At 64.4% G+C, this 21,721-nt stretch carries 22 protein-coding genes and 1 other RNA gene; 19 read left to right on the top strand and 4 right to left on the bottom strand.

The features are described 5' to 3' along the window. Window positions 1–11 precede the first annotated feature (11 nt). On the top strand, window positions 12–608 hold the full coding sequence (locus XdyCFBP7245_RS04305) for a YceB family lipoprotein (RefSeq protein WP_104614545.1): 597 nt from the start codon (window positions 12–14) through the stop codon (window positions 606–608). 133 nt (window positions 609–741) lie between these two features. Here the strand turns inward: XdyCFBP7245_RS04305 and XdyCFBP7245_RS04300 are convergent, their stop codons facing one another. Together XdyCFBP7245_RS04300 and XdyCFBP7245_RS04295 are read right to left on the bottom strand one after the other, a co-directional pair. Continuing rightward, complete coding sequence (locus XdyCFBP7245_RS04300; protein ID WP_104614544.1) at window positions 742–1,284, bottom strand: type 1 glutamine amidotransferase domain-containing protein; 543 nt, start codon at window positions 1,282–1,284, stop codon at window positions 742–744. 105 nt (window positions 1,285–1,389) lie between these two features. Beyond that, window positions 1,390–1,857, bottom strand: coding sequence for an SET domain-containing protein (locus tag XdyCFBP7245_RS04295; RefSeq protein ID WP_039420039.1), 468 nt, complete (start codon window positions 1,855–1,857; stop codon window positions 1,390–1,392). Between the two features lie 173 nt (window positions 1,858–2,030). Between XdyCFBP7245_RS04295 and XdyCFBP7245_RS04290 the strand changes: the two genes are divergently transcribed. From XdyCFBP7245_RS04290 to XdyCFBP7245_RS04215, 16 genes are all read left to right on the top strand, one after another. Continuing rightward, complete coding sequence (locus XdyCFBP7245_RS04290) at window positions 2,031–2,489, top strand: SUF system Fe-S cluster assembly regulator (protein ID WP_005990420.1); 459 nt, start codon at window positions 2,031–2,033, stop codon at window positions 2,487–2,489. Window positions 2,490–2,504: 15 nt separating this feature from the next. After that, entirely contained in the window at window positions 2,505–3,962 is a 1,458-nt protein-coding gene (gene sufB, locus XdyCFBP7245_RS04285; RefSeq protein WP_104614543.1) for a Fe-S cluster assembly protein SufB, read from the top strand. Window positions 3,963–4,233: 271 nt separating this feature from the next. Further along, window positions 4,234–4,998: a Fe-S cluster assembly ATPase SufC gene (gene sufC, locus XdyCFBP7245_RS04280; protein WP_104614542.1), complete on the top strand. Its 765-nt coding sequence runs from the start codon at window positions 4,234–4,236 to the stop codon at window positions 4,996–4,998. Then, window positions 4,998–6,260 carry a Fe-S cluster assembly protein SufD gene (gene sufD / locus XdyCFBP7245_RS04275; protein ID WP_104614541.1) on the top strand — a complete coding sequence of 421 codons (1,263 nt, stop codon included), beginning with the start codon at window positions 4,998–5,000 and terminating at the stop codon, window positions 6,258–6,260. Before sufC ends, sufD begins: the two co-directional genes overlap by 1 nt. After that, window positions 6,257–7,501: a cysteine desulfurase gene (locus XdyCFBP7245_RS04270; protein WP_104614540.1), complete on the top strand. Its 1,245-nt coding sequence runs from the start codon at window positions 6,257–6,259 to the stop codon at window positions 7,499–7,501. Before sufD ends, XdyCFBP7245_RS04270 begins: the two co-directional genes overlap by 4 nt. 164 nt (window positions 7,502–7,665) lie before the next feature. Beyond that, on the top strand, window positions 7,666–8,205 hold the full coding sequence (locus XdyCFBP7245_RS04265; RefSeq protein ID WP_104614539.1) for a GNAT family N-acetyltransferase: 540 nt from the start codon (window positions 7,666–7,668) through the stop codon (window positions 8,203–8,205). Continuing rightward, on the top strand, window positions 8,202–8,531 hold the full coding sequence (locus XdyCFBP7245_RS04260) for a non-heme iron oxygenase ferredoxin subunit (RefSeq protein WP_055849639.1): 330 nt from the start codon (window positions 8,202–8,204) through the stop codon (window positions 8,529–8,531). The genes XdyCFBP7245_RS04265 and XdyCFBP7245_RS04260 overlap by 4 nt, the downstream gene beginning before the upstream one ends. Before the next feature lie 343 nt (window positions 8,532–8,874). Then, a complete protein-coding gene (locus XdyCFBP7245_RS04255; protein ID WP_104614538.1) occupies window positions 8,875–11,193 on the top strand; it encodes a TonB-dependent receptor in 2,319 nt (772 codons plus the stop codon). 48 nt (window positions 11,194–11,241) lie between these two features. Then, entirely contained in the window at window positions 11,242–11,928 is a 687-nt protein-coding gene (locus tag XdyCFBP7245_RS04250; protein WP_104614537.1) for a Fe2+-dependent dioxygenase, read from the top strand. Further along, window positions 11,921–12,679 carry a tetratricopeptide repeat protein gene (locus XdyCFBP7245_RS04245; RefSeq protein WP_104614536.1) on the top strand — a complete coding sequence of 253 codons (759 nt, stop codon included), beginning with the start codon at window positions 11,921–11,923 and terminating at the stop codon, window positions 12,677–12,679. Before XdyCFBP7245_RS04250 ends, XdyCFBP7245_RS04245 begins: the two co-directional genes overlap by 8 nt. A gap of 6 nt (window positions 12,680–12,685) precedes the next feature. Beyond that, on the top strand, window positions 12,686–13,324 hold the full coding sequence (locus XdyCFBP7245_RS04240; RefSeq protein WP_104614535.1) for a PepSY-associated TM helix domain-containing protein: 639 nt from the start codon (window positions 12,686–12,688) through the stop codon (window positions 13,322–13,324). A gap of 21 nt (window positions 13,325–13,345) precedes the next feature. Then, the gene (locus XdyCFBP7245_RS04235) at window positions 13,346–13,861 is read left to right on the top strand and encodes a DUF2271 domain-containing protein (protein WP_104614534.1); all 516 of its coding nucleotides are present in this window, start codon (window positions 13,346–13,348) and stop codon (window positions 13,859–13,861) included. Between the two features lie 169 nt (window positions 13,862–14,030). Beyond that, window positions 14,031–14,834, top strand: a complete 804-nt coding sequence (locus XdyCFBP7245_RS04230; RefSeq protein ID WP_104614533.1) for a DUF4198 domain-containing protein — start codon at window positions 14,031–14,033, stop codon at window positions 14,832–14,834. Between the two features lie 232 nt (window positions 14,835–15,066). After that, complete coding sequence (locus XdyCFBP7245_RS04225) at window positions 15,067–16,041, top strand: FAD:protein FMN transferase (RefSeq protein WP_104614532.1); 975 nt, start codon at window positions 15,067–15,069, stop codon at window positions 16,039–16,041. After that, window positions 16,038–17,666 (top strand): sulfite reductase subunit alpha, encoded by a 1,629-nt coding sequence (locus XdyCFBP7245_RS04220; RefSeq protein WP_104614531.1) that lies wholly within the window; start codon window positions 16,038–16,040, stop codon window positions 17,664–17,666. Before XdyCFBP7245_RS04225 ends, XdyCFBP7245_RS04220 begins: the two co-directional genes overlap by 4 nt. 240 nt (window positions 17,667–17,906) lie before the next feature. Beyond that, window positions 17,907–17,980: non-coding RNA, sX9 sRNA (locus XdyCFBP7245_RS04215), on the top strand. Window positions 17,981–18,135: 155 nt separating this feature from the next. On the opposite strand, the gene XdyCFBP7245_RS04210 is transcribed toward XdyCFBP7245_RS04215, so the two are convergent. Together XdyCFBP7245_RS04210 and XdyCFBP7245_RS04205 are read right to left on the bottom strand one after the other, a co-directional pair. Further along, complete coding sequence (locus XdyCFBP7245_RS04210; protein ID WP_104614530.1) at window positions 18,136–18,840, bottom strand: HutD/Ves family protein; 705 nt, start codon at window positions 18,838–18,840, stop codon at window positions 18,136–18,138. A 213-nt stretch (window positions 18,841–19,053) separates the two neighbouring features. Beyond that, entirely contained in the window at window positions 19,054–19,428 is a 375-nt protein-coding gene (locus XdyCFBP7245_RS04205; protein ID WP_005993268.1) for a ComEA family DNA-binding protein, read from the bottom strand. A 157-nt stretch (window positions 19,429–19,585) separates the two neighbouring features. On the opposite strand from XdyCFBP7245_RS04205, the gene XdyCFBP7245_RS04200 reads away from it, so the two are divergent. Together XdyCFBP7245_RS04200 and XdyCFBP7245_RS04195 are read left to right on the top strand one after the other, a co-directional pair. Beyond that, window positions 19,586–21,079, top strand: a complete 1,494-nt coding sequence (locus tag XdyCFBP7245_RS04200; RefSeq protein WP_104614529.1) for a M20 family metallopeptidase — start codon at window positions 19,586–19,588, stop codon at window positions 21,077–21,079. A gap of 344 nt (window positions 21,080–21,423) precedes the next feature. After that, window positions 21,424–21,696, top strand: a complete 273-nt coding sequence (locus tag XdyCFBP7245_RS04195) for a GlsB/YeaQ/YmgE family stress response membrane protein (protein ID WP_005993264.1) — start codon at window positions 21,424–21,426, stop codon at window positions 21,694–21,696. The last annotated feature ends 25 nt before the right edge of the window (window positions 21,697–21,721 follow it).

Genomic DNA, 21,721 nt, shown 5'->3' with positions numbered 1-21,721 from the left:
GGAGTCACCCGATGAAACTGCGTTCGCTTGCCGGATCCGTGCTTGCCCTCGCCTTGGCGCTCCCCATGACCAGCGCCTGGGCGGCGCCGCAGATCCAGGGCCATCAGATCAGCGTGCAAGCCAGCGACCTGCAGCAGTTTTTGGGAGGCCGCTTCCCGCAAACGCACAACACGCTCGGTGGCTTGATCGCAATGACGGTCAGCAACCCGGCGTTGTCGCTGCCGCCCGGCGACCGGATCAAGATGGCCTTCGATCTGGCGGTGGCAACTGCCGGTGGTGCGCCCGCTCCGGTGGGCAATGTGACGCTGACCAGCGCGCTGCGTTACGACGTCGCCAAGCAAGGCTTCTATCTCGACCAGCCCAGCATCGACGATTTCCGCCCGGCCAATTCCGGCGCAAAGCTCGACCACAGCACCCGGCAGCTGCTCAATACCTGGCTGGCCGACTACGCGCGCAAGGAACCCATCTATCGCATCGACCCGTCGATTGCCGCAGTGATGGGCGCCGTGCAGGTGGAGTCGGTCGGCATCCAGAACGGTCGCGTGGCGGTCAACTTCAATCAAAACATCGAGCAGATGGTGCCGGCGGCGGCGCTGTCGGGGAAGTAGGTCCTGCACGCTTGTCGGCAGCCTGCGCAACTGCAGTCCTCATCCTCTGCACACCACGCACAACGCCAGAATAAAAAGGCCCGACGCAATAGCGCCGGGCCTTTTTGATTGGTGCTGGGTGGAACCGGTGCGCTTATGCAGCCAACGCCTTGGCCACCGCCGCACTGAACGCTGGAATATCATCCGGCTTGCGGCTGGTGATCAACTGACCATCGACCACCACTTCGGCATCTCGCCAGCGCGCGCCGGCATTGGTCAGATCGGTTTTGACCGACGGCCACGAGGTGACGTTACGGTCGCGCACCAAGTCGCTTTCCAGCAACAACCATGGCCCGTGGCAGATGGCAGCCACCGGCTTCTGCGCTGTGGCGAACGCGCGGATGAAGGCGATCGCCTGTTTGTCCGTGCGCAGCGTATCGGGATTGAGCACGCCACCGGGCAACACCAGTGCGTCGTAGCCCTCAGGCGTTGCCTGCTCAAGATGCTGGTCGACCGCAACCGAATCGCCCCAATCGGTGTGATTCCAGGCGCGGATTTTTGCGCTATCGCCAGGCGCGATCACATCGACCTTGGCACCCCACGATTCCAGCAGGCGCTTGGGTTCTGTCAGTTCGGATTGCTCGAAGCCATCGGTGGCCAGAACCGCGATGGTCTTGCCGGAAAGCGAATACGGCATGTGAGGGCTCCTCGATGAAAGAAGCCCGCACCCTAGGCAGCGCGCTGTTGCGCAGCCGTGAACCGATGTGTGCGTCGCGTCAGCGCACAACGCGCTTGCACATGCTTAGCGTTTGGGCTGCAGCATCGTACCGGTGCAGTTCTTGGAGCCGCAACGGCATTCCCAGATCTTCTTCAGACGCGGCGTGTGGCGCTCGCTCAGGGTGATGCCGTAGTTATAGGTCAGCTCTTCGCCGGCCTTGATGGCGCGTTTGGCCTCGATGAAGATCTTGTCCTTGCTGCGGTCGTCGCCTTCGGCTTCCTCGATCACCGCTTCGCAATTGGGATTGCAGCTGTGGTTGATCCAGCGCGCGACATTGCCTTCGTAGTTGGCATCCAGCACGTAATCGTCGCTGAGCGTAAACAGGAAGGTATGGCCGCTTTCCACGTCACCGGTGTCGTCGGCATCCACTTCGGCGTGCGTGCGCAGGCGCCCCTTGTACTGGATGATGCGCTCGCCCTTGCGGAGCGGGGCGAGGGCGAACATGCCATTGCCGTGGATACGTGACTTGCGGGCGGCAACTTTGCGCGACATGTAAGGGTCCAGTGATGGGGCCGCTCATTGTGACCGCAGCGCGCCCATGCGCCAAGCACAAGCGCTGCGCCACTCGCAACGGCCTGCGCTTGCCGGCGGCTGAACCGGGCGGTTGGCCCTGTCCGTCCGGAAAGAGTACAATTTCGGTCCGCTTTAAGGTTTCCTGCTCGCTCATGTTGCGCGTCACCAAACTCACCGATTACGCCACCGTCGTGCTGACCGTGCTTGCCGCGCGCAGCGGTGAAGTGCTCAGCGCCAGCGAACTGGCCGAACAGGCGGGCCTGGAAGCGCCGACCGTGAGCAAGATCCTCAAGCCGTTGTCGCAAGCCGGGCTGGTGGAAGGCCTGCGCGGTGTGCACGGCGGTTACCGGCTCGCGCGCGATGCCGGCCAGATCACCCTGGTGGAGATCGTCGAGGCAATGGAAGGCCCGTTGGCGATCACCGAATGCAGCCAGGACCACAGCCAGTGCGGCATCGCGCAGACATGCGGCGTGCGCTCCAACTGGCGCCTGATCAACGACGTGGTCGGCGATGCATTGCGTCGGGTCACGCTTGCGCAGATGTTGCAGCCCCTCTCTCTCCCTGGCGACAGCCGTCGGCGTTCCATCGCCGCACGCGTCGCGACCACCTGACCTGTAGGCAGCCCGATGGCCACCGAACTTGCTCCCCCGCAGAATGCGCAGATCCTCGAACGGCTGGGCCGACGCTACGACGCCGGCTTCATCACCGAGATCGAATCCGATTCGCTCCCACCCGGTCTGGACGAAGACACCATCCGTGCGTTGTCGGCCAAGAAAGACGAGCCGCAATGGATGACCGACTGGCGTCTTGAGGCCTACCGCCATTGGCTGAAAATGCCGATGCCCGAATGGGCCAAGCTCAAGATCGCGCCGATCGATTTCCAGGCATTGAGCTACTACTCCGCGCCCAAAGGCCCCAAGTACGCCACGCTGGACGATGTGCCCAAGGAACTGCTCGACACCTACGACAAGCTCGGCGTGCCGTTGCACGAGCGCGCCCGGCTGGCCGGCGTTGCGGTGGATGCGGTGTTCGATTCGGTCTCGGTCGGTACCACCTTCCGCAAGGAACTGGCCGAAAAGGGCGTGATCTTCTGCTCGATGTCCGAGGCGATCAAAGAGCATCCGGAGATCGTCAAGCAATACCTGGGCAGCGTGGTGCCGGTGGGCGACAACTACTTCGCCGCGCTCAACTCGGCGGTGTTCTCCGACGGCAGCTTCGTGTTCATCCCCAAGGGCGTGCGTTGCCCGATGGAACTGAGCACCTATTTCCGCATCAATGCCGGTCATACCGGCCAGTTCGAGCGCACCTTGATCGTGTGCGAAGACAAGTCCTACGTGTCGTATCTGGAAGGCTGCACCGCGCCGATGCGCGATGAAAACCAGCTGCACGCCGCGGTGGTGGAACTGGTGACCCTGGAAGACGCAGAGATCAAGTACTCGACGGTGCAGAACTGGTACCCGGGCGATGAAAACGGCGTTGGCGGCATCTACAACTTCGTCACCAAGCGTGCCGAATGCCGTGGCGACCGCAGCAAGGTGACCTGGACCCAGGTCGAAACCGGCTCGGCGATCACCTGGAAGTATCCGTCGTGCGTGCTGCTCGGCGACGATTCGGTGGGCGAGTTCCACTCGGTGGCACTCACCCACCATCGTCAGCAGGCCGACACCGGCACCAAGATGATCCACATCGGCAAACGCACCAAGAGCAAGATCGTCAGCAAGGGCATCAGCGCCGGGCGTGGGCAGAACACCTATCGCGGCCTGGTCAAGGTGGACCGCAACGCCGATGGCGCGCGCAATTACACCCAGTGCGATTCGCTGTTGATCGGCAAGCAATGCGGCGCGCACACCTTCCCCTATATCGAGGTGAAGAATCCTGGCGCCACCGTCGAGCACGAGGCCACCACCTCCAAGATCAGCGACGACCAGCTGTTCTATTGCCGCGCGCGTGGCATCAGCCAGGAAGATGCGGTGTCGCTGATCGTCGACGGTTTCTGCAAGCAGGTGTTCCGCGAGCTGCCGATGGAGTTCGCCGTGGAAGCCAAGAAGCTGCTGGAAGTCTCGCTGGAAGGCAGCGTCGGCTGACGCCCTTTCCCTTCTCCCTTCGGGAGAAGGTGGCGCGCCGCGCCGGATGAGGGGCGCCAGGAGAATCTCGAAAAGATTAGCTATGACGAACGCGTCGCAACGCGCCACTCAAGTGAATAATCGAAGAGCTCCTGGATGTTCACTTCAATGGCGCGTGGCGACGCGTTCATCAATCGCTGATGCCTTTGAAGTTGTTTGCGGCGCCAACCCTCACCCCAACCCCTCTCCCGGCGGGAGAGGGGCTACATAAGAATTCTGACGGACCATCAGCATGCTCAACATTAAAAACCTCCACGCCAGCATCGCCGGCAAAGACATTCTCAAAGGCCTGTCGCTGGACATCCAGCCCGGTCAGGTGCACGCCCTGATGGGGCCCAATGGCGCGGGCAAGTCCACGCTGGGCAATGTGCTGGCCGGTCGCGATGGCTACGAAGTCAACGAAGGCAGCGTGCAGTTCGAAGGCAAGAACCTGCTCGACCTGCCGCCGGAAGAACGCGCCGCCGCCGGCCTGTTCCTGGCGTTCCAGTACCCGGTGGAAATCCCCGGCGTCAACAACACCTATTTCCTGCGCGCCGCGCTCAATGCGCAGCGCAAGGCGCGTGGCGAAGAAGAGCTGGATTCGATGCAGTTCCTCAAGCTGGTGCGGCAGAAGCTGGCGGTGCTGCATCTGAAGGACGAGCTGCTGCATCGCGGCGTCAACGAGGGGTTTTCCGGCGGCGAGAAGAAGCGCAACGAAATCTTCCAGCTGGCCGTGCTCGAACCCAAGCTCGCCATCCTGGATGAAACCGACTCCGGCCTGGATATCGATGCGCTCAAGAGCGTGGCCGACGGCGTCAACGCGCTGCGTTCGCCGGAGCGTTCGTTCCTGGTGATCACCCACTACCAGCGCCTGCTCGACTACATCAAGCCGGATGTGGTGCATGTGCTGTCCGAAGGACGCATCGTGCAGAGCGGCGGCCCGGAACTGGCGCTGGAACTGGAAAAACACGGTTACCACTTCCTGAAGGATCGTGTGGTGCCCGAGGTTGCTGCCTGATGAGCGCCCTGCTCGACTCCCTGGCCCGCGGCTTCAGTGGCGACGATGCACGCCGCGCCGAGCTCGACGCCGCGCTGCAGACCGGCCTGCCCGGCCCGCGCGCCGAAGCGTGGAAATACACCTCGCTGCGTCGGCTGGAACGGCGCAGTTTTCAGCCGGCACCGCTGGTGCCGACGCTGCTCGATGCCGCCGTATTGGACGAGATCCCCGCGCCGCGGCTGGTGTTCGTCAACGGACGCCCTTCCGCAGCGCTGAGCGATGTCTCGACCTTGCCGGACGGCGTGCAGCTGGACACCTTGTCGGCCGCACTGGCCGCAGGCGATGACGCAAAGCACTTGCTCGGCCGCCGTTTCGAAGGCAGCGACGAGATCTTTGCCCGCCTCAATGCCGCGCTGGCCGACGAAGGCGTGCTGGTGCGCGTGCAAGACGGCGCGCAGATCGAACTGCCACTGCACATCGTCTTCGTCAGCGCGGCCAGCGAGCACGATCTGTCCTGGCATTACCGGCATTTGATCGAAGTCCGTGCCGGCGCAGCGCTCAATGTGGTCGAGCATCATCTGCATGTCGGCGATGCGGCGCATCTGGACAACAGCGTGATGCATGTCCATCTGGCACAGGACGCGGTGTTGTCGCATGCGCGGGTGCAGGCCGATAGCGCGCACGCCACCGCACTGCTGCGCACCGATGCCGTGCTGGCACGCAATGCGCGCTACCAGCGCGTGGATCTGGAACTGGGCGCCGGCCTGTCGCGGCACGAACTCAACGTGCGCCTGGAGGGCAGCAACGCCCAGCTCACCGCCAATGGCGTGCTGCTGGGCAATGGCCGCCGCCATGTCGATACCCGCCTGGGCATCGAACACATCGCCCGCGACACCGCCTGCGAGCTGGTCTGGCGCGGCGTCGGTGCGGACCGCAGCCGTGTGGTGTTCCATGGCGGCATCCATATCCGCCAGGGCGCCGACGGCACCGACGCGCGGTTGTCCAACAAGAATCTGCTGCTCTCTTCCAATGCCGAAATCGATACCCAGCCGGTGCTGGTGATCGATGCCGACGAAGTGCAGGCAGCGCATGGCGCCACTGTCGGTCAGCTCGACGACAACGCCTTGTTCTATCTGCGCTCGCGCGGCCTGCCGCAAGCGCAGGCGCAGCGTCTGTTGAGCGCGGCGTTCTGCCACGAGCCGTTGCGGGTCCTGCCGGCTGCGTTGAGCGCCGTGCTGGCCTTGCAGCTGGACCGCGCCCTGAATTCGGCGGGCGTGGCATGAATGCACCTGCCGTCACTCAGGGCAGCGCTCCGGATTGGGAACGCGTCCGTTCGGATTTCCCGCTGCTGATGCGGCAGGTGCATGGCAAGCCGCTGATCTATTTCGACAACGCCAACACCGGGCAGAAGCCGCTGCAGGTGATTGCCGCGACCGACGAGTTCTATCGGCGCCAGAACGCCAACGTCAGCCGCGCAGTACATGCGCTGGGGAGCGAAGCCACGGATGCCTTCGAAGGCGCACGCAGCAAACTCGCGCGCTTTCTCAATGTGCGCGCCGACGAGCTGGTGCTGTGCAGCGGCACCACCTTTGCGATCAATCTGGTGGCGTATTCGTGGGCATTGCCGCGTCTGGGACCAGGCGATGTCATCCTGATCACGCGCATGGAGCATCACGCCAACATCGTGCCGTGGCAGCTGGTGGCCCAGCGCACCGGTGCCAGCATCCGCGTAGCCGAGATCACCCCCGAGGGCGCGCTGGATCTGGATGCCTTACGCAAGGCGATGACGCCGGACGTCAAACTGCTGGCGATCACCCATGTGTCCAACGTACTGGGCACGGTCAACCCGGTGCGCGAGATCTGCCGCGACGCGCGCAAGCGCGGCATCGTCACCATGGTGGACGGCTCGCAGGCCGCACCGCATCGGCGCATCGACGTGGCCGCAATCGGCTGCGATTTCTACGCCATCACCGGCCACAAGATGTGCGGCCCCACCGGCACCGGCGCGCTGTGGGCGCGCCGCGAACATCTGCAGTCCATGCCGCCGTTTCTGGGCGGTGGCGAAATGATCAAGGAAGTCAGCTTCGAAGGCACCGTGTACAACGATGCCCCGCACAAGTTCGAAGCCGGCACGCCCAACATCGCCGGCTTCATCGGCCTGGGCGCGGCGGTGGATTATCTGGAGTCGATCGGCCTGGAGCACGTGGAAGCGCGCGAAGCCGAGCTGCTGGCGCACTTCACCGAAGAGCTGCAGCGGATCGATGGCCTGCGCATCTTCGGCACCACGCCCGACAAAGCCGCCGTGGTGTCGTTCCTGATCGAAGGCGCGCATTCGCACGACCTTGCCACCCTGCTCGATCTGGAAGGCGTGGCAGTGCGCTCTGGCCAGCACTGCGCGCACCCGCTGCTGCAGTTCTACGGCGTTGCGGCAACCTGTCGCGCATCGCTGGCGTTCTACAACACGCATGACGAGATCGAGCGTTTTGTTGCCGCGTTGGTGAAGGTGCGTCGCCTACTGGGCTGATTGGAATCGGGAATAGGGAATAGGGAATCGCAAAAGCATGTCATCGAGTGACGGCGGACTTCCATCGCTCTCCTGTTACCGACTATTCACGTAGGAATTCAAAAGCGCCAAACTTCGCTACGCTGTTACGAATACCCAATCCCCACTCCCAAATCCCCGCCCTCATGCAGACCACCACGTTCCGCACTGCCACCGTCGATGACATCGACGCCCTTGTCCAGTTGGTGACCTCGGCCTATCGCGGTGACAGCAGTCGCGTGGGGTGGACTACCGAGGCCGACATTCTCGACGGTGCCCGCATCGACCCGGCCGTGCTGCGTCAGGACATCCTGCGCGAGCGCAGCCTGGTATTGCTGGTCGAACAGGATGGGCGCCTGCTGGCGTGCGCGCATATCGCCGACGACGGCGGCGCGGGATACTTCGGCATGTTCGCGGTGGACCCGTCGCTGCAAGGCAGCGGCATCGGCAAGACGCTGCTGGCCGAAGCCGAACGCATCGTGGACGCCGCGTGGAAGCTGCCGGTGATGCGCATGACCGTGATCGATGTGCGCAACGAACTCATCGCCTTCTACGAACGGCGCGGCTATCGCCGCACAGGCCTCCTCAAGCCGTTCCCGTATGGCGACGAACGCTTCGGCGTGCCGCTGCGACAGGATCTACGCTTCGAAGTGCTGGAAAAATCGCTGGACGGCGCCGCGCCATGAGTGAGACCTGGACCTTCGTCTGCGCAAGCGAAGCGCTGCTACCCGGCGAACTGCAGACAGCGTGGGATGCCGTCACCGACGCGCCAATCGTGGTGTTCAACCTCGACGGCGAGTTGTACGCGTTGGAAGACCGCTGCAGCCACGAAGATTACGAGCTGTCGCCCGGCAGCTTCGACCCGGTCGCCGGCACCATCGAATGCCTGTTGCACAGCGCCCGCTTCGATATCCGCGATGGCCGCCCGTTGTGCGCGCCCGCCTACACCGCCGTGCCCAAATTCCCGGTCAAGCGCGAGCTCGACGGCATCTGGACCCGCGACGACCGCTAGCACGGCAGCGGCAGCTACCAACGCATATTTTCCACGCTAGAAGCCGCCGCGTGTTTGACGACGTGCGCCTCCGGTCGGCAAAGATTGCAAAGAAGAATGATTTGCATTTAAGATCGCAGCCCTTCAGGTCTTCTTAACATCTGACCTGCCCTGCGATCCCATGCGCCCTGCACTGTCCGACACCTCCGATCTGCGTTTTGCTCGCCTGCGCTTTCCAGCGCGGTGCGACGGCGCGTGCGGTGGACGCCAGCCTGGCGCCACGGGCTAGCGACGCACGCACACCCTTCCGCATCCGCCGAGCCATCGCCAGGCCGGAGCACCGCTTTCCTTTTCGAGACGTCTCATGACTCCCAGGATTTCCCCGCTCACCTCGGCCGTGCTGTTGACCCTGTCCGCTCCCGCGTTCGCCCAGCCTGGCGATGCGCCGGCGCCTCCGGGTGCGGTGGATCTGGATGCCATCCGGGTGCAGCAGGAACGTGCGCAAAAGCCGTCCTCGCCCAAGTACACCGAAGCGCTGCGCGACACCCCGCAGACCATCACGGTTGTCACCAAGCAGACCATGGACCAGCAGAACCTGCTGTCGCTGCGCGATGTGCTGAGCACGCTGCCCGGCATCACCTTCGGCGCGGGCGAAGGCGGCGGTGGGTATGGCGACAGCATCAACCTGCGCGGTTTCACCGCCAGCAGCGACATCACCACCGATGGCGTGCGCGACAGCGCGCAGTACAGCCGCAGCGACACCTTCAATCTCGAGTCCGTGGAGCTGATCAACGGCGCCAACTCGGCGATGTCCGGTGCCGGTTCGGTCGGCGGCAACATCAACCTGGTGACCAAGACCGCCGGGCAAGGCGACTTCACCAACGTGCTGATCGGCGGCGGCAGCGACCGTTATGGCCGCCTCACCGTCGACAGCAATTACGACTTCGAAAACGGCACCGCCGTGCGCCTGAACGCCATGGGTCACACCCAGGACGTGCCGGGCCGCGATGAAGAATTCCGCCATCGCTGGGGCTTTGCGCCGTCGATCGCATTCGGCCTGGGCTCGGATACGCGCTTCACGCTGAGCTACCTGCACCAGCACGACAACAACCTGCCGCAGTACGGCGTGCCGTTCGCGCTCAGCCCGTTCAACGATGGCCCGCTGCCGGGCGTGGACCGCGAAACCTATTACGGCTATCGCAATGTCTCGCGTCAGGAGATCGACGTGGACATGCTGACCGGCGTGCTGGAAATGGACTTCGACGACAACGTCAAGCTGCGCAGCCTGGCGCGTCTGCAGCGCGTGGATCAGACCACCTCGGCCACCGCACCGGAAGGCACCTGGTGCCTGCCCAACAACACCAACGCCTACACCGGCCGCGCCTGCGTCGGCCAGCCGCCGTCCACCTGGAGTCCCAACAGCGGCCCACGCGGGCTGGTGCGCGACACCGAAAACTTCATCGCCCACAGCCAGACCGACCTGACCGCCACCCTGCACACCGGCGCCATCGAGCACCGCGTGGTCGCCGGCGTGGCCTTCAGCAAGGAAGACTTCGAACTCGACAGCGGCAACATCTTCCGCAATGCCGACGGCTCCACCACCGGCATCACCTACCCGCTGCAGACCTTCGACAACCCGTACAACATCTGGACCGGCCCGCAGAACTATTTCCGCACCGGCCGCAGCAAGGGCAGCCTGACCAATCAGGCGGTGTACCTGTTCGATACGCTGCAGTTCAACGAGCAATGGATGCTCAACCTGGGCGGCCGTTACGAGCACAACGAAGGCGACACCACCACCTACACCGTCGATGCCACCGGCGGCGTGACCGGCGTGTCCCCGGGCTTCCCGGCGGGCAGCAAGGACGATTTGTTCTCCTACCGCGCCGGTCTGGTATTCAAGCCGGTCGACAACGCCAGCCTGTATCTGTCCTACGCCAACAGCAAGACCCCGTCCAAGGCGTCGGTCAATGGCTCGTGCACGCCGATCGCCACCGCCACCGCCGGTGCCAACTGCAATGTGGAGCCGGAAAGTGCAGTCAATATCGAACTCGGCGGCAAGTGGGACGTGTTGAACGAGCGCCTGGCGCTGACCGCTGCGGTATTCCGCAACGAGCGCGAAAACTACAAGGTCAACAGCGGCGACCCGCTGATTCCCGAGCAGGTGCTCGACGGCAAGGCGCGCGTGGACGGCATCGCGCTGGGCGCGGCCGGCTATCTGACCGAGCGCTGGTCGGTCTTCGCCAACTACACCTTCCTGGACAGCGAAGTGCTGCAGAGCGTGTCCAACCGCACCGCCAGCCTCACCGGCGACCCGATTGCCGGACGCGAACTGGTGCAGACCCCGCGCAATGCCGGCAATCTCTGGACCACCTACGCGCTCAACCAGTGGACCTTCGGCTATGGCGTCAATTACCAGGGCAGCTTCTACCCGAACAACACCTCGACCGCGGTCTACCGCAAGACCGACGCGTACTGGGTGCACCGTGCGATGGTGGGCCTGCGCGTCAACGACTGGCTCAGCCTGCAGTTGAACGTCAACAACCTGTTCGACAAGGAGTACTACACCAGCATCCGCAACAACCTCACCGTCAACGCCGCGGGCACCGTCACCGCCGGCAGTGGCTGGGCGTTGCCGGGCGATGGCCGCTCGGCGGTGTTGAACGCTACCTTCAGTTTCTAACCTTCCGGCACGCCGCCCGCATCCTGCGGACGGCATGGAGAGCGCCGCATGCTGCTGCCCATTCCCGATGTCTTGACGCCCGTGCAGCTCAGCGAGTTGCGCGCGCGGCTGGACGCGGCCGACTGGGCAGACGGCCGCATTACCGCTGGCCATCAATCGGCGCAGGCCAAGGACAACGTGCAGTTGCCCGAGGACAGCGCCGCAGCGCGCGAGGCCAGCGCACTGGTGCTGGAGGCGCTGTCGCGCAGCAGCACGTTCTTTTCGGCGGTGCTGCCGCGTCGGATCTATCCGCCGTTGTTCAATCGCTACAGCGGCGGGCAGTCGTTCGGGTATCACGTCGACAACGCGGTGCGTTACGACCGCAGCCGCGGTGGTGCCGAGGCGGTCCGCACCGATGTGTCGGGCACGCTGTTCCTCAGCGACCCGGACAGTTACGACGGCGGCGAGCTGGTGATTGAAGATACCTTCGGCACGCAGTCGGTGAAGCTGCCGGCCGGGCACCTGGTGATCTATCCCGGCACCAGCCTGCATAAAGTGATGCCGGTAACGCGCGGCACGCGTGTCGCCTCGTTCTTCTGGATCCAAAGCATGTTGCGCGACGATGCGCAGCGCCGCCTGTTGTTCGAACTGGATGTATCGATCCGTCGTTTGACCCAGGACACGCCCGGGCATCCGTCGTTGATCCAGCTCACCGGCGTGTATCACAACCTGCTGCGGCAGTGGGCCGATGTCTGAGCCTGCGATTGACCCAGCCCTGCTGATTGCACTGCTTCAGACCCAGCCTGCCCAGGCAGTCGCGTTGCTGCGCAAGGCCGCCGCCGGTCAGGATGTGACTGCACAACTGCTGCTCGCACAGCTGTATGCCGAAGGCCGCGGCATTGCCGCCGATCCGGCCATGGCGATGCTGTGGTACGAAGTGGCCGCCAATGCCGGGCATCCGGAAGCGATGAACCAACTGGGCCGCTGCCACGAACTGGGCTTTGGAACCGCCATCAACGAGGTGCTGGCTGCGCTGTGGTATCGCCGCGCCGCCGAGCACGGCCTGGAATGGGGCATGTACAACCTGGCGCATCTGTACGCCTCCGGGCGCGGCGTGGCGCAGGACCAGGCACATGCCTTGACGCTGTATCGCACCGCGGCCGAACGTGGTCACGCCAAGTCGATGAATTTCGTGGCGCGCTATCTCGACCAGGGGCTAGCCTGCGCGGCGGATCCGCTTGCCGCGCGCCAGTGGTATCGCCGCGCCGCAGAAGCGGGCGATTTTCGCGGCCAGGCCAGCTATGCAACGCTGCTTGCCGATGAAGGCGCGCTCGATCAGGCCGAACACTGGATGCGACGCGCCATCGGCGGCGGGCACGCCGGGTTCCTGCGTCAGCTCACGCCCGTGCTGGCCAACGCACCGCAGCCACGCCTGCGCGCCTTGCTCAGCGATGTGGCCGCGCGGCAATCGCAACTGCAGCCGCCCGTTCCCGCAGACGTGGCATAAACCGGCATGCCCGCTTCCAACGACACCATCGCCACTGCACAGCAACGCCGCGGCTTCTGGCTGCGCATGCTGCATCAATGGCATTGGATCAGTTCGGCGCTGTGTCTGATCGGCATGCTGCTGTTTACGGCTACCGGGCTCACCCTCAATCATGCCGCGCGCATCGAAGCCAGCCCGTCCACCGAGCAACGCACGCTCACCCTGCCGCCAGCGCTGTTGAAGACCCTGGGCACGCGCCAGGACGGCGATGCACCGCTGCCTCCGCCCGTGGCGCAGTGGCTGGGTCGCGAACTGGAGATCAGCGTCGGTAACCGCAACGCAGAGTGGTCGCCCGACGAGCTGTATGTCGCCCTGCCCCGCCCCGGTGGCGATGCCTGGCTAAGCCTGGACCGCAGCACCGGCGCGATCGAATACGAACGCACCACGCGTGGCTGGATCGCCTATCTCAACGATCTGCACAAAGGCCGCAACGCCGGGCCGGCCTGGGGCTGGTTCATCGACGTGTTCGCCATCGCCTGCCTGGTGTTCTGCATCACCGGCCTGTTCCTGCTGCACCTGCATGCGCGTCAGCGCAGCATGACCTGGCCGCTGGTCGGCCTGGGCCTGCTGATTCCGCTGCTGCTTGCCTTGCTGTTGATCCACTGACCTGACTCACCGGAGACGATCATGCGCGCCACCCTGACCATCGCTCTGAGCGGCCTGCTCGCCATGCCGGCGTATGCGGCCACGCTCGACATCAACGTCGAAATCCCCAAGCTCAATGTCGCCGAATACCACCGCCCATACGTGGCAATCTGGCTGGAAGGCGCAGACCAGAAGGTCGCCGCCAATCTGGCGGTCTGGTACCAATCCAAGGACACCGCCGAAGGCCACGGCACCAAATGGCTGCCGGATCTGCGTCAGTGGTGGCGCAAGAGCGGCCGCACGCTGGAGGTGCCGGTCGATGGCGTGACCGGCCCCACCCGGCCTGCCGGCGCGCATGCGCTGTCGTTCACCGACACCAAGGGCGCGCTGAAGTCGCTGCCGGCCGGCCAGTACACCCTGGTGGTGGAAGCTGCGCGCGAAGTCGGTGGCCGCGAGTTGGTCAAGGTGCCTTTCACCTGGCCGGCCACCTCGGCGCAGTCTGCCAAGGCCAGCGGCAGCACCGAACTCGGCGCGGTGAGCCTGACCGCCAAGCCCTGATGCAGATGGGCGCGGATGCGGTGCCGCCGTGCATGCATCCGTGCCCATGACGCGCGCGCTACGTGGCGCAGACGCGTATCGACTTTCGTTACCCACGCATCCACGCAGCGCCGCAGTGCGCTGATCAGACACGTGACCCACCCGCCTTATCGCTCTTCAAGGAGTTGTCATGAAACGTTCGCATGTCCTGATCGCCCTGCTGGCCGCACTTCCCGTCAGCGCCTTCGCCCACAAGGCCTGGCTGCTACCATCGCAAACCGTCCTGGCCGGCGAAGCGCCGTGGATCACCGTCGATGCGGCGGTGTCCAACGACCTGTTCTACTTCAACCACGTGCCGCTGCGCCTGGATAATCTGAGCATCACCGCGCCCGATGGCAGCGCGCTCAAGCCAGAAAACCCGGCCACCGGCAAGTACCGCAGCGTATTCGACCTGCAACTCACCCAGCCCGGCACCTACAAACTCAGCATCGTCAATGCCGGCCTGTTCGCCAGCTGGAAGGAAGACGGCAAGCCCAAGCGCTGGCGCGGCAACGAGGCAAGCTTTGCCACCGAAGTGCCGAAGAACGCGCAGGAGTTGCAGGTCAGCCAATCGCTCAATCGCGTGGAAACCTTCGTGACTCGCGGCGCACCGACCACCGCCGCGTTCAAGCCCAGCGGCAAGGGCATCGAGCTGATTCCGGTGACCCACCCCAACGACCTGGTCGCCGGTGAAGCGGCGCAGTTCACCCTGCAGCTGGACGGCAAGCCGGCCGCCGGGCTGGAGATCGAGATCGTGCGTGGCGGCACGCGCTATCGCGATGCGCAGAACGAGATCAAGCTCAAGACCGACGCCAAGGGCGGCTTCAGCGTGACCTGGCCGGAAGCGGGCATGTACTGGCTGGAAACCACCAGCGAAGACAGCAAGACCTCGCTGCCGCAGGCCAAACAACGTCGCCTGGGCTACGTGGTAACGCTGGAAGTATTGCCGCAGTAATCGCCGCATGCCCACCACTGCGTTGACCGGATAGCCAATGCAGTGGCGCTAGTGCAATGGCGCTGCTGAGGCGGCAGATGCTATCGGCGTGTGCGGTCTGCCGAGCGCGCAGTGCACGCGGCATCAACACGCGCATCCTCGGTTGTTTCAAACATCACACCGCGTGATGCAAACGACACGCTCGCGCGTCACCATGGCTGCCTCAGGCAGCGCCTGCTCGACCGGTCCACGCATGCATCCAGTTTCTTCCGCAGATGACGCCGTTGCCTCCCTGGGCGGGCGCAGCATGGGCACCACCTGGAGCGTCAAGCTGGTGGCGCCGCGTGCGCGCGACCTGCATCCCCTGCATGCGCGTATCCAGGCAGCGCTCGATCGCGTGGTCGCGCAAATGAGCACCTGGGAAGCGGACTCGGATATCAGCCGCTACAACCGTGCCGCGGCCGGTCAGTGGCAGACATTGCCCGATGACTTTTTCACCGTGCTGCGCACCGCGCTGCAGATCGCGCAGGCCAGCGACGGCGCGTTCGACCCCACGGTCGGGCCGATGGTCGAACTGTGGGGCTTTGGCGCCTCCGGCAGCCGACGCCGTGTGCCCTCGCCCGAGCAGATCGCACTGGCCAGCCTGCGCTGTGGCTGGCAACGCCTGGCTCTGGATGGCCAGCGGGTGCTGCAACCCGGCGCCGTCGCGCTGGATCTGTCCGGCATCGCAAAAGGCTTCGGTGTGGACTGCGTGCAACACGCATTGCGACAGGCCGACATCGTCAGTGCGTTGATCGATGTGGGTGGCGAATTGTTCGGCTATGGGCGCAAACCCGATGGCAGCGCATGGCGTGTGCTGGTCGAATCCGCGCCCGACGAAGACGCCGGTGCCATATTGCCGGCACGTGTGCTCACGCTGGATGGCTTGGCAGTCGCCACATCAGGCGATCGCTGGCACCGCTTCGATGCCGACGGCATGCGCTACGCGCACACCTTCGATCCACGCAGCGGAGCACCGATTCCGCATGCGCCTGCCGCCGTCACCGTGCTCGCGCGCGAAGCCATGCAGGCCGATGCCTGGGCCACCGCGATGACCGTGCTCGGAACCGATGCCGGGCTTGCCTATGCCGCCAAGACCGACCTGGCAGTGCGCTTTCTGACGCGCCACGATGGCAGCTTGCATGAAGTGATGAGCCCGGCGTTCGAGCAACATCTGGCGGCGTCATGAGCGCCACAAGCCTACGCGTCTGGATAGGTAACGGGGCGCTGCTGCTCGCCCTGGCGACGCTTGTCGGATGGCTTGCCCACCTGCATGACGGTGCCTGGTGGAGCGCACCGACACCGCATCGCTTGCAATGGGCAGGCGTCGGGATGACGGCGTATGCCGTGCTGTGCACGGCGGTCTTGTTGCGCCGCCGGGCACGCGCCAACACGTCGCACGGCGACAGCAGCGGCGTGTTGATCGTATGGGCAAGCCAGACCGGATTCGCACGCGAACTGGCCGAGCGTAGCGCTGATGCCTTGCAAGCGGCAGGTATCGGTGCCTACGCACTCCCGCTGGAGGCGTTAGTTCCCGAGCAGCTCGCGCGCGTGCCGCGTTTGCTATGCATCGTGAGCACTACGGGCGAAGGCGATGCACCGGATCACGCACAGGCTGCGGGGCGTCACTGGCTCGCCGACAGCGGACAGGATCTGGCCGCCGTGCAGTACGCGGTGCTGGCACTCGGCGATCGTCGTTATACGCAATTCTGCGCGTTCGGCCGCCATCTCGATGACCGCCTGCACGCGCGCGGCGGCACCCGCCTGTTCGAGCGCATCGAGGTCGACAATGCCGACCCACACGCATTGCAGCAATGGCAACAACGTCTATCGACGTTGGCGCCTGCGCTTGCGACGCAGTCGGATTGGAGCGTGCCGACCTACACGGCCTGGCAGCTGCGCGAGCGCGTCCACCTCAATCCAGGCAGTGCCGGCGCACCGATCCATCGGCTCCGTCTCACGCCCATCGATGGCGCACTGCCGGCATGGCGTGCTGGCGACATCGCCGAGGTCGCGCCGCAGAACGCACCGGAGAGTGTCGACGCCTGGTTGCAGCGTCATCGACGCGATGGCTCGGACATCATCGACGGCCGTACGCTGCGCGACTGGCTTGGCCGCTCGCACCTGCCGACCGATGCAAAGACGGATGCACAGACGGCGGCGACGGCGTCAGCGGATGCAACCGCGTTGGTGCGTAGCCTGATCACCCTGCCGCATCGCGAATACTCGCTGGCCTCGATCAGCGAAGAAGGCCACGCCGAACTGCTGATCCGCGAACACCGGCAGGCCGACGGACATCTGGGCATCGGCAGCGGCTGGCTGTGCGTGCATGCTCCCGTCGGCACGCCGATTGCCTTGCGCCTGCGCAGCAATCCGGGGTTCCACCCACCCGCACCCGCGCAGCCCATGCTGCTGATCGGCAATGGCACCGGCATCGCCGGCTTGCGCGCCCACCTACGCGCACGCATTGCAGCCGGTGCGCGCGACAACTGGCTGATCTTTGGCGAACGCAATGCCGCGCACGATGCGCTGTATGCCGACGAACTGCAGCAGTGGCAACACGATGGCTGGATCGCGCGTCTGGACCTGGTGTACTCGCGCGACCACAACCCGTCGGTACGTTATGTACAACATGCATTGGCTGCCGCCAGCGATCGCCTGCGGCAATGGATCGACCGCGGCGCCTGCATCTATCTCTGCGGCAGCCTGCGCGGCATGGCACCCGACGTGGACCGCACCCTCGACACCCTGCTGGGCACCGAGGTCAGGCAAGAACTGCTACACAGCGGCCGCTACCGTCGCGACGTGTATTGAACAGCAAGCGTGCAGGCTGACGATCGCAGCTTGGCAGCGTGGAGCGCTGCCATCACGTGGCGATCGTGGGCAGGCAGACATGGCATCCGAATCCTGCATGCAGCAACGCTCGTTTGTCGGCAACCGTGCTCTGCATCGGCACGCTTCGGCAAGTTGCTGCAGTTCTGCGAGTTCGCTAAAAGCAGCTTACAAAACGACTGTGCAGCTGCCAGACGGCCGCGGCCGTTGCTCGGCATCGGTGTGTGCCACTCACACTCTAGTCCCTGCGCGCCGTTCACACCCACCAGACGAGTGCTCGCTACTTGTTGTCAGCCTCTTTAATTCCTCGACGCAGACAGTGCACGTGACACGTATCAATCCCAATTGCTAACTACCCGGTTCACTGGCTGCGCTTTGACCTTTACTTGCACTTACACTTGCATCTCGGCCGTTCAATGCAAGCAAGAACACTCTCAACTGCCCGAACCGGCTAATCAGAGGCGCCAGCAAGCGGACTCACCCAGATCGCCAGCAGCTCGCCGCCGCCATCGAGCACGTAGCGGGTCCGCGTCGATGCACTCAGCCATGCGGTGTCGCCCGCAGCCAGGGGCGGCAGCCCACTGTCGCGCCCAAAGCTGGCCTGGCCCGCCAACAGGTGGATGACCCAGGCGCTGCCCGGGTCCGCAAAGAACAGCATGGTGCCGACCAAGGGGCGATGCAGCAGCTCGGTACGCAGCAGATCGCGGCGCCACATCAGATTGAAGTCCTGCGTCGGCCCATCGAGCAAGCTCGCGTCGACCGTCTCCTCACCAGCGAATCGGACGCGCTGATAGGGCGGCAGCAATTCGACGACACGCGCGGCGCCAGCGACGCGTGCGCCAGCATCACCGTCATCAGTAGGTGTACCTGTGATCAGGCCATCAGCACGCGCAGAAGCATTGCCGGGATCAAGCTCACCGTCGCCAAACTGCAGCCGCATCCCATTGCCATGCAGCAGCACCAATTCGCGGTCGATCCCCGGGAATGCGGAAAACGCGGCGTCGCGTTCGATCTCGGCAATCGACAGCCGCAATGCCCAGGCCTCAGGCTCTCCGAGCCGCAGGATCTCGCGTGTCCAACCAAATTGATTGCGCCACCGCTCGCGGCGGTACTCGGTGGCCGGAATCACCCGGCTGCTCAGGTCTGTCAGCTGCATCGGCGCATTGTGCCCGAAGCCCGCTACCGAAGCCCTCCGCCGCTGCGTGGCAGAGCGGCACACCCTGAAACGAAAAACGCCCGGCTGCACATCCAAGTGCAACACCGGGCGATTCCACGTCCTTGTCGGCTTCCAGCCATCCCCCGGACATCCTGTCCAGTTAGGTTGCGGCCACGCATCCTCGCGTCGAACCGTATCTCGGATCCCTTCCCCTTAACGCCGTCCCACCGGTTTCACCGCCGCCCCCTTGGCAGCCTTCTTGGCGGGAGCCATCGTGGCTCCTACTTCGATCAGGTCACGATTCCGTTCGACCGTCTTGAGTCCGATGCCCTTGACCAGTGCCAGTTCCTCGGCACTTTTGAAGGGACCGTTTGCCTGACGGTGCTCAACGATTGCCTCGGCTTTTGATCGCCCGACATTCGTCAGCACCTTGTCCAATTCCTCAGCAGACGCGGTGTTGATATCGACCTTCTCAAGCGCGTACGCATTCGAGGACAACAACAACGCCAGTAGCAGGGACTTCAGGACTACGGTAAATGACTTCATTGCAACGCTCCTTGTGGCTTGGGTGATGGTCCTAGCCAGCATTCCTGCCGGCGGAGCCAGTGTCCCGCGCCACATGCAGCAATCCTATCGCCAACGAACTTTTCACACAGCAGGTGAACTGCGCGCCGCCTTGTAGGGAAATACCTACCCCTGCCCCCGGGCGTAGAATGTGTCGTTACGTCACGCATTCGGAGCCTTCATGGACAGCGCCAAGATCGACCAATTCATCAGCGAAACCTGGGACCGCGAAATCGTCCCGCAGCTGGTCGATTACATCCGCATCCCCAACAAGTCGCCGATGTTCGACGCCGATTGGGTGGCCCATGGCTATATGGAGCAGGCCGTCACGCTGATGGAAACCTGGGCGCGCGCACAGGCCATCGATGGCATGCAAGTGGAGGTGGTGCGCCTGGACGGCCGCACGCCGCTGATCTTCATCGAGATCCCGGCCACCGGCCCGGAGTCCGGCGACGACACCGTGTTGTTGTACGGCCATCTGGACAAGCAGCCGGAGATGACCGGTTGGGATGCCGACCTGGGCCCCTGGGAGCCGGTGCTGCGCGACGACAAGTTGTATGGCCGGGGCGGCGCCGACGACGGTTACGCAATCTTCGGCTCGCTGGCGGCGATTCTGGCGCTGCGCACCCAGGGTCTGTCGCATGCGCGGTGCGTGGTGCTGATCGAAGCCTGCGAAGAGTCGGGCAGCTACGATCTGCCCGCTTACGTGGACCATCTGGCCGAGCGTATCGGCAAGCCGTCGCTGGTGGTATGCCTGGATTCGGGTTGCGGCAATTACGAGCAGTTGTGGTGCACCACTTCGCTGCGCGGCCTGACCGGCGGCAACCTCAGCGTGAAGGTGCTGGAAGAAGGCGTGCATTCCGGCGATGCGTCCGGCGTGGTGCCGTCCAGCTTCCGGCTGCTGCGGCAGTTGCTGTCGCGCATCGAAGACGAGGCCACGGGCCGCATCCTGCTGGAGGGGTTGCATGTGGAGGTGCCGGCCGAGCGCCTGACCCAGGCCAAGGCTGCAGCGGCGACGCTGGATACCGCCATCTTCGATAAATTCCCGATGGTCGATGGCCTGGTGCCGATGCATGACGACCTCACCGAGCTGGTCTTGAACCGGACCTGGCGCCCGGCGCTGTCGATCACCGGCGTGGATGGCATGCCGCCGCTGGCCTCGGCCGGCAATGTGTTGCGTCCGCAGACCGCGGTGAAGCTGTCGCTGCGTCTGCCGCCAACCGCCGACAGCAAGGCCTGTGGCGAACTGCTCAAGCAGGCGTTGCTGCGCGATCCGCCCAATGGCGCGCAGGTCACGCTGGAGCTGGAAAAGGCATCGTCCGGTTGGAATGCCCCGGCCATGGCGCCGTGGCTGGAGAAGGCCATCGACGATGCCAGCCAGGCCTTCTTCGACAAGCCGGCGATGTACATGGGCGAAGGCGGCTCGATCCCGTTCATGGGCATGCTGGGCGAAAAGTTCCCCGGCGCGCAGTTCATGATCACCGGCGTGCTGGGGCCGCATTCCAATGCGCATGGCCCGAACGAGTTTTTGCACATCCCGATGGGTAAGCGCGTCACCGCCTGCGTGTCGAAGGTGATCGCCGAGCATCACGCGGCCTGCCTGCGCGGCGAAACCAGCGGCTCGCCGGTGGCTGCCGATAGCGGCACCCGTCATGGTGGACACGGTTGCTGTTGAGTCGACGAGAGACGACTGCGGGTTGAGGGCGTGCCCTGACGTGAAGCATTGCGTTGCATTTGGCGCAAAGGACACGGCATCGGCAACTTGGTCAGCGTCTTCTCACCCAGCTCCTCTCCCGCAGGGACAGAGGCTGGGTGTTCGATCATGCGCTGGGTGTTCGATCATGCGATTGAAGGCGGCGGCTGTCTGGGCAGTCACTCCATGACAGGGTTTCTGTGGCAATACCCAACGCAACGATTTGCTGAAGGCACCCCATCAGCGCCATTCGCACTGTGCGTGCAGCGCGAGTCGCCGACATCCGAAATGCTAGTCTGCCGATCCCGTTTGCCTTCGGTGCTGCAATGAACACTTTGTTTGGTAGCGACAGCTGGCTCTACATTTTGCTGGTGGGATTTGTGGTCGGGCTGCTGGCGCGTTTCATCACGCCCGGCACGCAGCGCCTGGGTTGCCTGCTGACCATCGTGCTGGGCATCGCCGGGGCGGTGGTGGCAAGCTGGTTTGGCCGCTACATGGGCTGGTACCACGCAGGCGAGCCTGCCGGTTTCCTCGGCGCGTTGCTGGGTGCCATCGCCATCCTTGCACTGCTGCGCTTGTTCAGCGGCAGCAAACGCTGACCACTGCATTGCACGCTTCGTCCTC

Source organism: Xanthomonas dyei (assembly GCF_002939865.1).
In the GTDB taxonomy this organism is placed as follows: Bacteria; Pseudomonadota; Gammaproteobacteria; order Xanthomonadales; family Xanthomonadaceae; genus Xanthomonas; species Xanthomonas dyei.
Note: the sequence above shows the minus strand (reverse complement) of the source record. Positions and strands in the feature narration are given on the sequence as shown.

Excerpts from the sequence above, each read along its gene's own strand:
- XdyCFBP7245_RS04305 (WP_104614545.1), top strand. The coding sequence starts at position 12 with ATGAAACTGCGTTCGCTTGCCGGATCCGTGCTTGCCCTCGCCTTGGCG.
- XdyCFBP7245_RS04300 (WP_104614544.1), bottom strand. The coding sequence starts at position 1,284 with ATGCCGTATTCGCTTTCCGGCAAGACCATCGCGGTTCTGGCCACCGAT.
- XdyCFBP7245_RS04295 (WP_039420039.1), bottom strand. The coding sequence starts at position 1,857 with ATGTCGCGCAAAGTTGCCGCCCGCAAGTCACGTATCCACGGCAATGGC.
- XdyCFBP7245_RS04290 (WP_005990420.1), top strand. The coding sequence starts at position 2,031 with ATGTTGCGCGTCACCAAACTCACCGATTACGCCACCGTCGTGCTGACC.
- sufB (WP_104614543.1), top strand. The coding sequence starts at position 2,505 with ATGGCCACCGAACTTGCTCCCCCGCAGAATGCGCAGATCCTCGAACGG.
- sufC (WP_104614542.1), top strand. The coding sequence starts at position 4,234 with ATGCTCAACATTAAAAACCTCCACGCCAGCATCGCCGGCAAAGACATT.
- sufD (WP_104614541.1), top strand. The coding sequence starts at position 4,998 with ATGAGCGCCCTGCTCGACTCCCTGGCCCGCGGCTTCAGTGGCGACGAT.
- XdyCFBP7245_RS04270 (WP_104614540.1), top strand. The coding sequence starts at position 6,257 with ATGAATGCACCTGCCGTCACTCAGGGCAGCGCTCCGGATTGGGAACGC.
- XdyCFBP7245_RS04265 (WP_104614539.1), top strand. The coding sequence starts at position 7,666 with ATGCAGACCACCACGTTCCGCACTGCCACCGTCGATGACATCGACGCC.
- XdyCFBP7245_RS04260 (WP_055849639.1), top strand. The coding sequence starts at position 8,202 with ATGAGTGAGACCTGGACCTTCGTCTGCGCAAGCGAAGCGCTGCTACCC.
- XdyCFBP7245_RS04255 (WP_104614538.1), top strand. The coding sequence starts at position 8,875 with ATGACTCCCAGGATTTCCCCGCTCACCTCGGCCGTGCTGTTGACCCTG.
- XdyCFBP7245_RS04250 (WP_104614537.1), top strand. The coding sequence starts at position 11,242 with ATGCTGCTGCCCATTCCCGATGTCTTGACGCCCGTGCAGCTCAGCGAG.
- XdyCFBP7245_RS04245 (WP_104614536.1), top strand. The coding sequence starts at position 11,921 with ATGTCTGAGCCTGCGATTGACCCAGCCCTGCTGATTGCACTGCTTCAG.
- XdyCFBP7245_RS04240 (WP_104614535.1), top strand. The coding sequence starts at position 12,686 with ATGCCCGCTTCCAACGACACCATCGCCACTGCACAGCAACGCCGCGGC.
- XdyCFBP7245_RS04235 (WP_104614534.1), top strand. The coding sequence starts at position 13,346 with ATGCGCGCCACCCTGACCATCGCTCTGAGCGGCCTGCTCGCCATGCCG.
- XdyCFBP7245_RS04230 (WP_104614533.1), top strand. The coding sequence starts at position 14,031 with ATGAAACGTTCGCATGTCCTGATCGCCCTGCTGGCCGCACTTCCCGTC.
- XdyCFBP7245_RS04225 (WP_104614532.1), top strand. The coding sequence starts at position 15,067 with ATGCATCCAGTTTCTTCCGCAGATGACGCCGTTGCCTCCCTGGGCGGG.
- XdyCFBP7245_RS04220 (WP_104614531.1), top strand. The coding sequence starts at position 16,038 with ATGAGCGCCACAAGCCTACGCGTCTGGATAGGTAACGGGGCGCTGCTG.
- XdyCFBP7245_RS04210 (WP_104614530.1), bottom strand. The coding sequence starts at position 18,840 with ATGCAGCTGACAGACCTGAGCAGCCGGGTGATTCCGGCCACCGAGTAC.
- XdyCFBP7245_RS04205 (WP_005993268.1), bottom strand. The coding sequence starts at position 19,428 with ATGCTGGCTAGGACCATCACCCAAGCCACAAGGAGCGTTGCAATGAAG.
- XdyCFBP7245_RS04200 (WP_104614529.1), top strand. The coding sequence starts at position 19,586 with ATGGACAGCGCCAAGATCGACCAATTCATCAGCGAAACCTGGGACCGC.
- XdyCFBP7245_RS04195 (WP_005993264.1), top strand. The coding sequence starts at position 21,424 with ATGAACACTTTGTTTGGTAGCGACAGCTGGCTCTACATTTTGCTGGTG.